Source organism: Janthinobacterium sp. NFX145, assembly GCF_049810325.1.
In the GTDB taxonomy this organism is placed as follows: domain Bacteria; phylum Pseudomonadota; class Gammaproteobacteria; order Burkholderiales; family Burkholderiaceae_D; genus Janthinobacterium; species Janthinobacterium rivuli.
In genome coordinates, this window is the sequence record NZ_CP187360.1 from 1447903 (window position 1) to 1461858 (window position 13956).

Below are 13956 nucleotides of genomic sequence, written 5' to 3' on the forward strand. Positions count from 1 at the left end.
CTGCCGCGCCGGCCCGTGCGCGTGACTTTAACGGGTTGTGGCCGCCGCCTTGGCGCGCGCCGCATGCAGTTTCTTGAAGCTGTCGATCAGGCGCTGGTGCCTGTCGAGGCCTTCCAGTTGCATGCTGGTCGGGGTCAGGCCGAAGAAGCGCACGCTGCCGTCCACCGAGCCCAGCACCGCGTCCATCCGTTCGTTGCCAAACATGCGGCGGAAATTGACGACGTAATCGTCCAGCTCCAGCTCGTCATCGAGTTCCACTTCCAGCACCACGTTCATGGCCTGGTAAAACAGTTTGCGCTCGAGCGTGTTGTCGTTGTATTGCAGGAAGGTTTCCACCAGTTCCTTCGCTTCTTCGAACTGCTGCAGGGCGAGATGAATCAGCAGCTTCAGTTCCAGGGTCGTCAGCTGGCCCCAGACGGTATTTTCGTCAAATTCGATGCCGATCAAGGTGGCGATGTCGCCGTACTCGTCGAGCTCGCTGTTTTCCAGGCGGTCGAGCAAGTCTTCCAGGCTGGCATCGTCCAGGCCGTGCAAGTTCAGGATGTCGGCGCGGAACAGCAGCGCCTTGTTGGTGTTGTCCCAGATCAGATCTTCGACCGGATACACTTCCGAATAGCCGGGCACGAGGATGCGGCAGGCCGTGGCGCCCAGCTGGTCATACTCGGCCGTGTAGACTTCCTTGCCCATGCCGGCGAGGATACTGAACAGGGTGGCCGCTTCCTCTGCATTCGAGTTCTCGCCGTGGCCGGAAAAATCCCACTCGACAAAGTCGTAATCTGCCTTGGCGCTGAAGAAGCGCCACGAGACGATGCCGCTCGAATCGATGAAGTGTTCGACGAAGTTGTTTGGCTCGGTGACGGCTTCGCTGGCAAACGTCGGCTGCGGCAAGTCGTTGAGGCCCTCAAAGCTGCGGCCCTGCAGCAATTCGGTCAGGCTGCGTTCGAGCGCCACTTCCAGGCTCGGGTGCGCGCCGAACGAGGCAAACACGCCGCCCGTGCGCGGGTTCATCAGGGTGACGCACATTACCGGATACACGCCGCCCAGCGACGCATCTTTGACCAGCACGGGGAAACCTTGCTCTTCCAGGCCGGCGATGCCGGCCAGGATGCCCGGGTATTTCGCCAGCACGTCCTGCGGCACGTCGGGCAGGGCGATCTCGCCTTCGAGGATTTCGCGCTTGACGGCCCGCTCAAAAATTTCCGACAGACATTGCACCTGCGCTTCGACCAGGGTATTGCCGGCGCTCATGCCATTGCTGACGTACAGGTTTTCGATCAGGTTCGAGGGGAAATACACGACCTTGCCATCGGAATGGCGCACATACGGCAGCGAGCAGATGCCGCGCTCGGCATTGCCGGAGTTGGTGTCGATCAAGTGCGAACCGCGCAGTTCGCCATCGGGATTGTAGATGTCGAGGCAATACTCATCGAGTATCTCTTTCGGCAACGCATCCTTGCGGCCCGGCTTGAACCAGCGCTCGTTCGGGTAGTGGACGAATGGCGCGTTGGCGATGTCCTCGCCCCAGAACGACCCGGCGTAGAAATGGTTGTTGCTGAGCCGCTCGATATACTCGCCCAGGGCCGACGCCAGCGCGCTTTCCTTGGTCGCGCCCTTGCCGTTGGTGAAACACATGGGCGAATGCGCGTCGCGGATATGCAGCGACCACACGTTCGGAATGATGTTGCGCCACGAGGCGATTTCAATCTTGATGCCCAGGCCCGCCAGCAGGCCCGACATATTGGCGATGGTCTGTTCCAGCGGCAAATCCTTGCCGACGATATAAGTATTCGCGCCAGGGGCCGGATTCAGGGCCAGCAAGGCTTGCGCATCGGCGTCCAGGTTCTCCACCTCTTCAATGACGAACTCGGGACCCGTTTGCACCACTTTTTTCACCGTGCAACGGTCGATCGAGCGCAGGATGCCCTGGCGGTCCTTGGCCGAGATATCGGCCGGCAACTCGACCTGGATCTTGAAAATCTGCTGGTAGCGGTTTTCCGGATCAACAATATTGTTTTGCGACAGACGGATGTTTTCGGTGGAAATATTGCGCGTATCGCAATACAACTTCACGAAGTAGGCAGCGCACAGGGCCGACGATGCCAAAAAGTAATCGAACGGGCCAGGCGCCGAACCATCGCCCTTGTAGCGGATGGGCTGGTCGGCGATGACCGTAAAATCGTCGAACTTGGCTTCGAGACGCAGCTTGTCGAGAAAGTTGACTTTAATTTCCATGAGGTAATCCAATACAGTGCTTATGAGTTAGGCGCTATTATCCGTGCTTTCTGCCGCAGGGCAAACATTGTTCACTGCGGCTGTGCTGGCCGGGAGCCGCTGGGGCGGGCCAAGGGGGCACGTTCCCCTACGAAGCAAGCGGATAGTCCATGGCTTTTCACCTATCGCACTGAAGGTTGTTTCTCTATTATGATTATTCTTGCTGATATACAAGAATCGCAAACTGTGATGGACGAGCTCGCATCGCATTGCGATTTTGACCTTGGCCGCGCCGCTCGGGACAGCTCCTGGATCACGCTGCAGCCAGAACATCCTTTCATGGTACTGGCCGGTGAAAGCAGCGGTGGCGTTTTTCTGGCGTACGGTGATGGCGAGGTCGAACGACGCCCTGTCCTGTATGTTACATCCGAGGGGCAGGCGGGCTGTATCGCCACCAATCTCACGGAGTTGATTGCCATGATGCTGGCGCTGCCTTACTGGCGCGACCTGCTCAAATTTTCAGAGGGTGGCAACTTGAAAGAGATGCGACAGGCCGCTCTGTTCAGCGAGCAGGACTACGTAGACGAATATGCCGAATTTTCTGCTGCCAGGAAACGGATATTGGATACATTACCTGTTCCTGTTATTGCTGATCCAGTCAAATTGCTGCATGACTGCGTACGCGCCACCGATTGCAGTGTCGTGGCCGAGGACGGCTGGCCTTACGAGTCGCTGTTTCATCATTTCAAATCAAGCGACAATCCAGACTGGACGTGAGTGTATGGACGCCAGCATGAAAAACAGTGGCTGCCCATGCTGGCGCAGCCGCTGTTTTTTTATGCGGATACGGTGATCAGAACTTCACCCACAGCCGGCCAAAATACGAGGCGCCGTTCAGGCCGAACTGCACGCTGTCGTATTTGAAACCGTTATCCGTCTCGCCCGCGTTTTGCGTGGTGGGCTTGACGTTGAAGATGTTGTTGCCGCCAAAGGTCAGCTTGGTGTTCTTGCTGATGCTGTAAGTAAAGCTCAGGTCGGCCGAGGTCTTGGCCGCGTAGCGGGCGTTCGGCACGCCATTGGCCGTGCCGCTGAAGGTGCCCAGGGTTTGCGGGCCAAAGTAGATGACGCGCAAGTCGGACTCCAGCTTGCCCGTGATGTAGTCGAAGCCCAGGGTGGCTTTCGCGCGCGGGCCGCCCTGTTCGATGAACAGGCGTTCGCGCTCGGACAGCAGGACATCCTCGAAGCCCGTCAGCGAGGCGGGCGTCTTGACTTTCGTCACTTCCGTTTTGCTCAAGTTCAAGGCCAGGAAGGTGTTCAGGCGGTTGCCGGCCAATTCTCCCTTGTGCGAAGCCGTCAGGTCCAGCCCGCGCGTGCGCGTGTCGACGGAATTGACGAAAAATTGCGCCTCCGTCACGCCCAGCTGGGCCAGGCGTGCCCCCAGGTCCGGGTAATTGCCGGCATTGAAACGGCCCGACAGCACGATGCGGTCCTTGATCTTGATGTTGTACAAGTCGGCCGTCACGGAAATGGCTTGCGTGGGCGTCCAGGTGGCGCCGAATGTAAAGCTGGTGGATTTTTCCTCTTTCAGCTTGGGAATGCCGGCCGCATTGGCGACGGCGCCGCCATTCGGCGCCAGCACCACGTCGGTGGCCACGCCGCCGACGAAGTCGGTAAAGGTGGACGAAAAATATACTTGCTGCAACGATGGCGCGCGGAAACCCGTGCTGGCCGAGCCGCGCAGCAGCACGTTCGGCGCCACCTTGTAGCTGGCGGCCAGCTTGCCCGTCACGGTGGAGCCGAAGTCGCTGAATTTTTCATAGCGCAAAGCCGCCTGGGTTTTCAGGCGCTCCGTCCAGTCCAGTTCGACGTCGCCATACGCGGCGATACTGTGGCGTTTGGCTTTCGTCACATCGCTGGGCTGGAAACCGGGAAAACCCTGGCTGCGGCCATTGCCGCCCACGCCCACGCCGTCGACGTCGCTGTAGGAGCCCGGTTCGCCGGCCATGATCTTGTATTCCTCGCTGCGGTATTCGGCGCCGAAGGCCACGTTCATGCCGCGCATCACCGTGTCGTAGTAGCGGCTGAAGTCGGCATTGCTGGTCAGTTGCTGGAACGAAAAGCCACCCGCATCAAAGCTGCTGGCGCTGACGCCCTTGCCGCCGTTCATCAGGTCGAGATTGGCGATCGAGGCGTTCAGGGTATGGCTGACGTCGTAGCGCATCTTGTTGTAGCCATAGGTTTGCGAAAAGTCCGCATGCCATTCGCCGATCTGGCTGCGGTGGCCGATGGTGGCGTACTGGTCGTCGATCTTGCCGTTAATAAAAGGCACGAAACCATCGGGGTACATGGTGGCCGAATTGCGGGCAGGGATGTCAACGCTGCCGATGCCGTCGCGGCCAAACGCGGCGCTCGAGGCGTCGCGCGTCTGCGCGCCGGCCGTGAAGTACAGCTTGCCCGTGCCGCTGGTGGCGTAGTCGCCATTGACGTACAGGGTTTTGTTTTCGGATTTGGTGTCGCCGATGATGCGCATGCTGTCCGCATCGGCCCGGTTCGAGCGGCCCCGGTCCAGGTATTCGCCCGTGATGGCCAGGGTGCCCTTGTCGCCCAGCGCGATGCCGCAATAGGCCGAGGTCATGTAATTCTTGCCGTCGCCTGCGGAATACTGGCTGTAGCCGGCCACGGCTTCGCAGCCCAGGCTTTTCTTCAGTTCGATGTCGATCACGCCAGCGATGGCGTCCGAGCCGTACTGGGCGGCGGCGCCGTCACGCAGCACTTGCACGTTCTTGATCGCCAGCAAGGGAATCGCATTCATGTCCGTGCCCGTATTGCCGCGGTTGCGCGCGCCGAACAGGTTGACGAGGGCCGTCGTATGGCGCCGTTTGCCGTTCACCAGCACGAGGGTCTGGTCGGAACCGAGGCCGCGCAGGGCGGCCGAATCGATCAGGTCGGCCCCGTCGGCGCCCGACTGGCGCGTGGAATTAAACGAGGGAGAAATGTATTGCAGCGACTGCGCCAGGTCGAACTGGCCGCCTTGCTCGGCGACCTTGGAAATCGGAATGATATCGACCGGCACCATGGTATCGGTGGCGGAACTGGCGACGCGGCGCGAGCCGACCACGCTGACCGTTTGCACGGGGCCGTCCGTGGCCGCAGGGTCGTTGCTCTGCGCCATGGCGGCGGGACTGAAGGCGGCCAGGGCGGCGCTGCCGTACAGGCTGATGAGGACTGCTTTACGCAAGGTGGTGAGGGTCGGCACGCAGTATCTCCAAGTGGCTGATGAGCAAGATTCGTGACTTGATTCTAGTGCCATCATTTCAGCATTCACCAGCGATACTTTGTTTTGTTATTACAAATTTGTAGTAACTGTTGTTTCCTGGTTGATTATCTTTTCGCCGCTGCCTGGCTTGCCTTGTACTGGTGCAGCATGCCCCGTTCAGGTGCTGCGTTGCACCATGCCGCCCACCCAGATTGCTTGCGTGCTGTATTGCACCTGGATCAGACAAGGTTGCTGCGTCACGTGGCCCTGATGCAGGCGCAGCGACTGTTGCAAATGTGCTGACAGCGCGCCCGCCGCCACGCCCGTGGCGCTGTCTTCCAGCGCCGGGTCGAGGTGGTTGAAGTTGCGGCCCTCGTACTCGTGCTCGCCCGTGCGGCAATACGCATAGCAGCCATTGATTTGATGTAAAGCGCTCCAGTCGGCGATCAGTTCCAGGTTCGGCCGCAGCGCGCGCAGGGTGGTGCGGTCGGCCACTTCCAGCAGCAGTTTCGGGCTGCCGACGGAGGCGATGACGGGCGGCGACAGCAAGTGCATGTGCTGGCCCATCAGTTCGGACGGCACATATTTTTCCAGCATGACGGACGGTGCCGGCTGCGGCGCCAGGCCGATGAACAGACCGGCTGCGTTGTACACCAGCTGCAAGGCTTGCCCGCGCATGGCCGTGGTGACCGTCAGGGTTGCTGGCGCGCCAGGCGCCGTCAGCAGCACATGCGCGGCCGCCAGGGTGGCGTGCAGGCACAGGGGGCTGCGCGTGTGCGGATAAAAATAGTCGAGCACGAGGCATCCCTCCGCGCCGTCCGCCTGCCGGTCGATGAAGACGCAGGCGCTGACCTGGCGCTCGCGGGCGAATTGCTGGCGCGCCGTTTCGCTGCTGTCGTCGTTTTCCACGACCAGCGCCGCATTGCCGCCACCGGGTGCGGCGCCGAAACATTTCAAGAGATGGACGATCATGGCGGGCGATGTGCAAGGTAAAACACCAGCATAACCGAGAAGCCGTATTCCAGATGAATATAATATACTGTGTTTATATACAGTATTGAGGTAGATCATGTGGGGCGCCGTCTTACCCGAGTATGCTGAGTTGTACTGCCTGAGCAATTTCAGCTTCCTGCATGGGGCCTCGCATGCGGAAGAGCTGGTGGCGCGCGCCGTCCAGCTCGGGTACAAGGGGCTGGCCATCACGGACGAGTGCTCGCTGGCGGGCGTCGTGCGCGCGCATGCGACGGCCAAGCGGGCTGGTTTCCCCTTGATTGTCGGCGCGCACTTTCACTTGACGCAGGCCGACGGCAGTCCGGCCCTGTCCTTGCTGGCGCTGGTGCGGGACATCGACGGTTATGGCAATTTGTCGGAACTGATCACCATGGCGCGCACGCGGGCGGCCAAGGGGCGCTATTTGCTGACGCCTGATGATTTCGCCGCGCCTTCGGCCGAGTTTGCCCATTTGCAGGGGCTGCCCGGTTGCCTGATGATCTTGCTGCCCAGCTATCCGGCCCAGCCGGCAACCGTGCGCGCACAGGGGGCGTGGATGGCGGCTACCTTTGGCGGCGAGCGCAGCTGGATCGGCCTGAACCTGCTGCAGCGGGCGCAGGATGACGCACACCGCGGCGCCGTGCAGGAGGCGGCGCAGGCGCAGGGCTTGGCCGTGGTGGCCGTCGGTCACGTGTGCATGCACGTGCGTTCGCGCAAGCCCCTGCTCGACACCCTGTGCGCGATACGCGTGGGTAAACCCGTGGGCGAGTGCGGCTATGCGCTGGCGCAAAATGCGGAGCAGCATCTGCGCGCGCGCCTGCGCCTGGCCAATGTGTATCCGCCGCAGGCGCTGGCGGAAACCGTGCGCATCGCCAAGAAGTGCACATTTTCCCTCGACAGCCTGCGCTATGACTATCCAGTCGAGCTGGTGCCGCACGGCCACACGCCGGCGACCTATTTGCGCGAAGAAACGTATGCGGGCGCGCGCAGCCGCTTTCCGCTGGGTATTCCGGCCAACGTGCAGGAGCAGATCGAGCAGGAACTGGAACTGATCGCCGAGCTGTCGTATGAAGCCTACTTTTTGACCGTGTACGACATCGTGCGCTTTGCCCGCTCGCAAAATATCCTGTGCCAGGGCAGGGGCTCGGCCGCCAATTCGGCCGTCTGCTATTGCCTGTACATCACGGAAGTGGACCCGGCGCGCGGCAACTCGCTGGTCGGGCGCTTCATGTCGCGCGAGCGCAACGAGCCACCCGATATCGACGTCGATTTCGAGCACCAGCGGCGCGAGGAGGTGATTCAATATATCTACGGAAAATATGGGCGCGAGCGGGCCGCGCTGGCGGCCGTGGTGATCAGCTACCGGCCGAAAAGCGCCTTGCGCGACAGCGGCCGTGCGCTGGGGATCGACCTGGCCATCGTGGAAAAAGTGGCCAAGGCGCATCGCTGGTTCGATGGCAAGCGCGATCTGCTGGAGCGCCTGGCCGAATGCGGGCTCGACCCGGCGGCGGAACTATCGCAGCAGTGGGCCGGCCTGGCGCAGCAACTGCTGGGCTTTCCCCGCCACCTGTCGCAGCATCCGGGCGGCTTTGTGATTGCGCAGGGTAAGCTTTCTCGTCTGGTGCCGATTGAAAACGCCAGCATGGCCGAGCGCAGCGTCATCGAGTGGGACAAGAATGACCTTGAGGAGCTGGGCCTGATGAAGGTCGACGTGCTGGCGCTGGGCATGCTGTCGGCCCTGCGCCGCGCCCTGGAGCTGGTGGGGGCGCGGCGCGGCGAGGAATTCCGCCTGCAGGATATTCCCGCCGAAGACCCCGCCACCTACGACATGATGTGCGAGGCCGACACCATCGGCGTGTTCCAGATCGAGTCGCGCGCCCAGATGAGCATGCTGCCCCGGCTGCGCCCCCGTGAATTCTACGACCTCGTCATCGAGGTGGCGCTGGTGCGTCCCGGCCCCATCCAGGGCGGCATGGTGCATCCATATCTGCAGCGGCGCCAGCAGAAAGAACCGGTCGACTATCCGAAGGGGCTGGAAAAGGCGTTGGGACGCACCCTGGGTATCCCGATTTTTCAGGAGCAAGTGATGCAGGTGGCCATCATCGCCGCCGATTTCACGCCCGGCGAGGCGGACCAGTTGCGGCGCGCCATGGCGGCCTGGAAACGCAAGGGCGGCATGAACAATTACCATGACCGCATCGTCGATGCCATGGTGGACAATGGCTATGAGAAAAAGTTTGCCGAGGCCATCTTCAGCCAGATCGAGGGCTTTGGCGAATACGGTTTTCCCGAGTCGCACGCGGCCAGTTTCGCCCTGCTGACGTACGCCAGTTCCTGGCTGAAATGCCACGAACCTGCCGCCTTCCTGTGCGCCTTGCTCAACAGCCAGCCCATGGGCTTTTACAGTCCCTCGCAACTGGTGCAGGATGGTCGCCGGCATGGCGTGCACGTGCTGCCCGTCGACGTGGCCATCAGCGGCTGGGAAGCGGCATTGGAAGACGGGCAGGGCGCCGCGCCCGCCGTGCGCCTGGGCTTGAACAGCCTGTTCGGCATGCGCGCCGAGGCGGCCCTGCGCATCGAGGATGCGCGCGCCATTACCGCCTTTGTCGACGTGGCCGATCTGGCGCGGCGCGGCGGCCTGGACCGCCATGACTTGCAGGTCTTGGCAGCCGGCAACGCTCTGCACGCGCTGGCCGGCCACCGGCGCGAGGCCTTATGGCAGGCGGCCGGCGCCGTGCCTGACAAGGATTTGCTGCGCGCCACCACGCAAGAGGAAGACTTGCCCGTGCTGGCCGCACCGACGGAAGGCGAGAGCATCGTCAGCGACTATCGCGCGCAAGGCCTGACCCTGGGCCGCCACCCGCTGGCGCTGCTGCGCAGGCAATTGCTGGAACAGCGTTTCCTGCCCGCGTCCGCACTGGCCAGCTACACGGATGGCCAGCTGGCGCGCGCCTGCGGCATCGTCACCGTGCGCCAGCGTCCGGGCACGGCCAAGGGCGTGATCTTCATGACACTGGAAGACGAGACGGGCACCGTCAACGTCATCGTCTGGCCCGACCTGGTGGAAAGCCAGCGGCGCGAAGTGCTGAGCGCGCCGCTGCTCGGTGTGTACGGCGTGTGGCAGCGCGAGGGTATCGTGCGCAATCTGGTGGCCAAGCGCCTGGTCGACATGTCGCATTTGCTGGGACGCTTGCGCACCAGCAGCCGGGATTTCTGTTGATGCTTGTCAACATTATCCAGCTGATGGCATGATTGTTATATGACTACTTTGCCAGAACCGATACTGCGTCCCGCCCTCGTCGCCGACGCGCCCGCCATCGTCGCCCTGATCGACGACCTGATGCCCTTTCTGACCCTGCACCCGGATGGCGCGGGGGCGGAAAAGTTCATCGAACATTGCCGCCAGCCGGCCATCGAAGGTTATCTGTCGCAGTCGCGCTACGCGTATCAGCTCGCGTATATCGACGGCGCACTGGCCGGCGTGGTGGCGATGCGTGACAACACGCATCTGTTCCACATGTTCGTGCCGCGCGCCCTGCACCGGCGCGGCATGGCGCGCCGGCTGTGGCAGGCCGCCCGCGATGCGTCCTTGGCCAAAGGCGATGTGACGGCCTTTACCGTCAACTCCTCAATGTATGCCTTGCCCCTGTACACCAGCCTGGGCTTTGTAGCCACGGGGCCGAAGGTGGAAATGGATGGCATCGCCTTCGTGCCGATGCGCATGGAATTGACGGCCTGATTACCAGCGCACGATCTTCCCCGGATTCATGATGTTCTTCGGATCGAGCGCGTGCTTGAGGGCGCGCATGGTGTCGATGGCGCCCTCGCCATGTTCTTCCACGAGGAAGGCCATCTTGTGCATGCCCACGCCGTGTTCGCCCGTGCAGGTGCCGTCCATGCCGATGGCGCGCGTGACCATGTCGCTGTTGACCTTTTCCGCGCGCGCGATGTCGGCCGGGTCATCGGGATCGACCAGCATCTGCACGTGGAAATTACCGTCGCCGACGTGGCCGATGATGGCGTAGACGAGGCCCTGCGCTTCGCAATCGGCCTTGGTGGCGAGGATGCATTCTGCCAGGCGCGAAATCGGCACGCAGCAGTCGGTGGAAATGGCGCGGCTGTCGGGGCGCATCTGCAGTAGCGCGAAATACGCGTTGTGGCGCGCGGCCCACAGGCGCGAGCGGTCTTCGGGGTGGCTGGCCCATTCGAAATCGCTGGCGCCGTGTTCCGCCGTGATGGCTTGCACCAGCTGCGCTTGCTCGGCCACGCTGGCCGGCGTGCCGTGAAATTCAAACAGCAACAAGGGTTTCTCCGGCAGCGCCATCTTGTCGTAGGCATTGATGGCTTTCACGCCATTTTCATCGAGAAACTCGACCCGCGCCACAGGAATACCCATCTGGATGGTCTGGATCACGGCGCTGACGGCTTCGCCCGTGCCGGGGAACGAGCACACGGCGGCCGAGATCGCTTCCGGCAGCGGATACAGTTTGACCGTCACTTCCGTGATGATGCCCAACGTCCCTTCGCTGCCGACGAACAAGCGCGTCAGGTCGTAGCCGGCCGACGATTTTTTCGCCCTGGTCCCCGTCTTGATGATGCGCCCATCGGCCGTCACCACCGTCAGGGCCAGCACGTTTTCGCGCATGGTGCCGTAGCGCACGGCGTTCGTGCCCGAGGCACGCGTGGCGGCCATGCCGCCCAGCGAGGCATTGGCGCCCGGGTCGATGGGGAAAAACAGGCCCGTGTCGCGGATTTCTTCGTTCAGTTGCTTGCGCGTCACGCCAGCCTGCACGGTGGCCGTCAAGTCTTCACTATGCACTGCCACCATCTGGTGCATTTGCGACAGATCAATCGTCACGCCGCCATGCAAGGCCAGCACGTGGCCTTCAAGCGAGGTGCCGCTGCCATAGGCGATGACGGGCACGTCGTGTGCGCTGCACAGCTTGACGGCGGCCGCCACTTCCTCGGTGGAATGGGCGAAGATGACGGCGTCCGGCAGCATGGGGGGATAGCTCGACTCGTCGCGGCCATGGTGTGCACGCATGGCTTGCGTCATGGAAAAGCGGTCGGCAAAGATCAGGGAAAGTACGGCAGCAAGGGATGCGGGCAGCGGTTTTTTCAGTACCGCCAACTGGTCAGTTTGATTCACGCGAGTCCTCCGTTTTTTTTATTCTACCCCGCGCCCGGGGATTTTATCGGTGGACTCTCGCATCAGCCGCGCTGATCGGGCTTGCCTGCCGGCGACCCTGCCACTAGTGGGACGTGAGCATGTCACCCTGGTGACGATGTCCCAGTACCTCATAGCCGACGACCGTGATGACCGGTGCAAAGAGCAGAATGCCGAGGCATTCAACGATATTCGCGCCAAAGATCGCCGCCATGATCGCCGTCGCGATGACGGCAGCTGTTGCGAGCAGAAGCCATAGATGCAGTTGATCGTAGCGGCGCACAAGAAAATAGTGGAGCGCATAAATCAAGGCGAGAAAAATGGTCACGGGAATCGCGGTGGCGAGCAGGGCCGGGAGTGTGCCGATATGGGCCTTGTTTTCAATCAGGTTCGCCGCGACGTCAAGACCCGCGCCCGTTGCCACAATAGATGCAATGATCAATATCTGCCCATAGCTCCAGATGAAAGCGCGTGAGCGATGCACGTGCAGCACATGCGCCGACGGTAGAATGGAGTACACCCACCACATGCCAAAGGTCAGCCCGACGCCTGCAATGCAAGCGAGTGCCGTTTCCAGCGTCCAGCCCTGGTGCTCCATTTCGGCAGACAAGGTCGCGACCGTACCGACCAGTCCTTCACCCAAGGCAAGGATGGCGAACAGGCTGTAGCGTTCGGCAATGTGCTCCGCGTGCCAGGGCGTACCGCCATCCTTGCGCTCCGCCAGCACGGGGCCGGCAAACTCGATGAGAAACCAGAGGGCAGCCAGGGTCATGGTCACGTCCATCGAGAAAGGGAAAAGAATAATCGCTATCCAGCCTATCTGGGCAATCGCAATGGCGGCGGCATAGGTGAGGCACGCGCGGCGCCGCGCGAGGTCTTGCCTCGCTGCCCGCAACCATTGAAATATCAGCGCCACGCGCATGATCACGTAGCCGAGTACCATCACCGAATTATCCAGCTGCTGGCCGTGTTCGAGGGAAGAGAACAGGCGCGGCAAGCCTACCGCCAGCACCAGCACGCCCGTCATCTGTACCATTGTGGTGATGCGGAAAATCCAGTCGTCAGTGTCGTAGGCGGATGCAAACCACGTGAAATTGAACCAGGCCCAGCAGATGCAGAGGCTGGCGAAGCCAAACCCGATGAGCGCGCTGGCGTAATGGCCTGCCGCGAGCGCGTGTGCGAACTGGGCGGCGGCAAACGCAAAGCATGTGACGAAAGTCAGGTCGAATAACAATTCCAGGGACGATGCGACGCGGTGTGGTTCGTGCGGATCGCGTCCTGACATCCGCCGTAGGTGATGGTGGAAAACTTTGACAACAGAATCAGATGTGCTCATGCTTTATTCCTCGCCTGCGTACGCGATATATCAAGGTGGTTTCAAGAATCAGGTACGGAGTAGCCCGCGAATTGTCCATATGGGAAAATTCAGGCATGGCCCACCCCTGTCAAGCTCTGTCAGGCGGGAAAATCCGTAGATGCGGAGAGGTCGCGCCACATATCCATTTCCTGTGCCACAAAGGCGTTTTTTTCGGCAATCGCAGCCAGCGTGTCTGTGCCCATGGGAAGACGCAGTGGCGGATGGGGCGTGTCTGCAAGGCGGAGCATGGCGGCCGCCAATTTTTGGGGATCACCGGGCTGATTGTGGTTAAGCGCCAACGCCTGTTTGCGCACGGCGCCTGAAGTCGCCGCGTAATCCTCAATTTCATCGGGCGCTACGAGCAGCGACGATGCATCCAAGAAATCGGTGCGGAAATAGCCTGGCTCGACGACAGTGGCGTGAATTCCCAGTGGCTTGAGCTCGGTATGCATGGCCTCGGTGATGCCTTCGACGGCAAATTTTGTCGATGAATACACCCCGAATCCTGCCGCAGCCTGATAGCCGCCTATCGATGAAATATTGATCACGTGACCGGAACGCTGCGCGCGCATTGCCGGCAGCACGGCGCGCGTCACGTTCAGCAAGCCGAAGACATTCGTGTCAAACATCCGTCGCACATCCGCATCGCCAGACTCTTCCACGGCAGCCAGCAGACCGAAGCCCGCATTATTGACGAGCACGTCAATACGCCCAAAATGTTCCAGCGCAACGCGCACACCCTGCCTGGTTTGTTCCTCATTCGTCACGTCTAGCGCAAGCGGCAACAACGCGGCGCAGCTGCCAAGCCGCTCGACGATCGCGGCGACGTTACGCCCGGTTGCGACCACCGCATTGCCGTCCGCCAGTGCCGCCTCTGCAATCAATGCGCCGATGCCTCTTGATGCACCGGTGATCAACCAGACGCGCTTGAATTCATGCTGTTGAACGTTATTCATCATTCTGCTCCCGAGGTGT

Annotated in this window: 9 protein-coding genes; 3 read left to right on the top strand and 6 right to left on the bottom strand. The window is 61.5% G+C overall.

Annotated features, from left to right (window positions below):
• Positions 1-27 precede the first annotated feature (27 nt).
• A complete protein-coding gene (locus ACPJXG_RS06525; protein WP_425253739.1) occupies positions 28-2232 on the bottom strand; it encodes an OsmC domain/YcaO domain-containing protein in 2205 nt (734 codons plus the stop codon).
• Between the two features lie 228 nt (positions 2233-2460).
• Between ACPJXG_RS06525 and ACPJXG_RS06530 the strand changes: the two genes are divergently transcribed.
• Entirely contained in the window at positions 2461-2988 is a 528-nt protein-coding gene (locus ACPJXG_RS06530) for a hypothetical protein (protein ID WP_425253740.1), read from the top strand.
• A 76-nt stretch (positions 2989-3064) separates the two neighbouring features.
• On the opposite strand, the gene ACPJXG_RS06535 is transcribed toward ACPJXG_RS06530, so the two are convergent.
• Positions 3065-5467: a TonB-dependent receptor plug domain-containing protein gene (locus ACPJXG_RS06535; RefSeq protein ID WP_425253741.1), complete on the bottom strand. Its 2403-nt coding sequence runs from the start codon at positions 5465-5467 to the stop codon at positions 3065-3067.
• Positions 5468-5644: 177 nt separating this feature from the next.
• Positions 5645-6439: a PhzF family phenazine biosynthesis protein gene (locus tag ACPJXG_RS06540; protein ID WP_278316728.1), complete on the bottom strand. Its 795-nt coding sequence runs from the start codon at positions 6437-6439 to the stop codon at positions 5645-5647.
• A 97-nt stretch (positions 6440-6536) separates the two neighbouring features.
• Here ACPJXG_RS06540 and ACPJXG_RS06545 point away from each other — a divergent pair, with 97 nt between their 5' ends.
• Both ACPJXG_RS06545 and ACPJXG_RS06550 read left to right on the top strand, forming a co-directional pair.
• The gene (locus tag ACPJXG_RS06545; protein WP_425253742.1) at positions 6537-9677 is read left to right on the top strand and encodes an error-prone DNA polymerase; all 3141 of its coding nucleotides are present in this window, start codon (positions 6537-6539) and stop codon (positions 9675-9677) included.
• A 39-nt stretch (positions 9678-9716) separates the two neighbouring features.
• Positions 9717-10196: a GNAT family N-acetyltransferase gene (locus ACPJXG_RS06550; RefSeq protein WP_257626098.1), complete on the top strand. Its 480-nt coding sequence runs from the start codon at positions 9717-9719 to the stop codon at positions 10194-10196.
• Here ACPJXG_RS06550 and ACPJXG_RS06555 read toward each other — a convergent pair whose 3' ends face one another.
• The 3 genes from ACPJXG_RS06555 to ACPJXG_RS06565 all read right to left on the bottom strand — a co-directional run bounded on the left by ACPJXG_RS06555 (position 10197) and on the right by ACPJXG_RS06565 (position 13937).
• Entirely contained in the window at positions 10197-11606 is a 1410-nt protein-coding gene (locus ACPJXG_RS06555; protein WP_035821201.1) for an FAD-linked oxidase C-terminal domain-containing protein, read from the bottom strand.
• Between the two features lie 103 nt (positions 11607-11709).
• Entirely contained in the window at positions 11710-12960 is a 1251-nt protein-coding gene (locus ACPJXG_RS06560; protein ID WP_200880277.1) for a low temperature requirement protein A, read from the bottom strand.
• 119 nt (positions 12961-13079) lie between these two features.
• Complete coding sequence (locus ACPJXG_RS06565) at positions 13080-13937, bottom strand: oxidoreductase (RefSeq protein WP_035821198.1); 858 nt, start codon at positions 13935-13937, stop codon at positions 13080-13082.
• Positions 13938-13956 lie beyond the last annotated feature (19 nt).

Coding starts and splice junctions, on each gene's coding strand:
- ACPJXG_RS06530 (WP_425253740.1), top strand. CDS start 2,461: ATGGACGAGCTCGCATCGCATTGCGATTTTGACCTTGGCCGCGCCGCT.
- ACPJXG_RS06565 (WP_035821198.1), bottom strand. CDS start 13,937: ATGAATAACGTTCAACAGCATGAATTCAAGCGCGTCTGGTTGATCACC.
- ACPJXG_RS06525 (WP_425253739.1), bottom strand. CDS start 2,232: ATGGAAATTAAAGTCAACTTTCTCGACAAGCTGCGTCTCGAAGCCAAG.
- ACPJXG_RS06550 (WP_257626098.1), top strand. CDS start 9,717: ATGACTACTTTGCCAGAACCGATACTGCGTCCCGCCCTCGTCGCCGAC.
- ACPJXG_RS06545 (WP_425253742.1), top strand. CDS start 6,537: ATGTGGGGCGCCGTCTTACCCGAGTATGCTGAGTTGTACTGCCTGAGC.
- ACPJXG_RS06560 (WP_200880277.1), bottom strand. CDS start 12,960: ATGAGCACATCTGATTCTGTTGTCAAAGTTTTCCACCATCACCTACGG.
- ACPJXG_RS06540 (WP_278316728.1), bottom strand. CDS start 6,439: ATGATCGTCCATCTCTTGAAATGTTTCGGCGCCGCACCCGGTGGCGGC.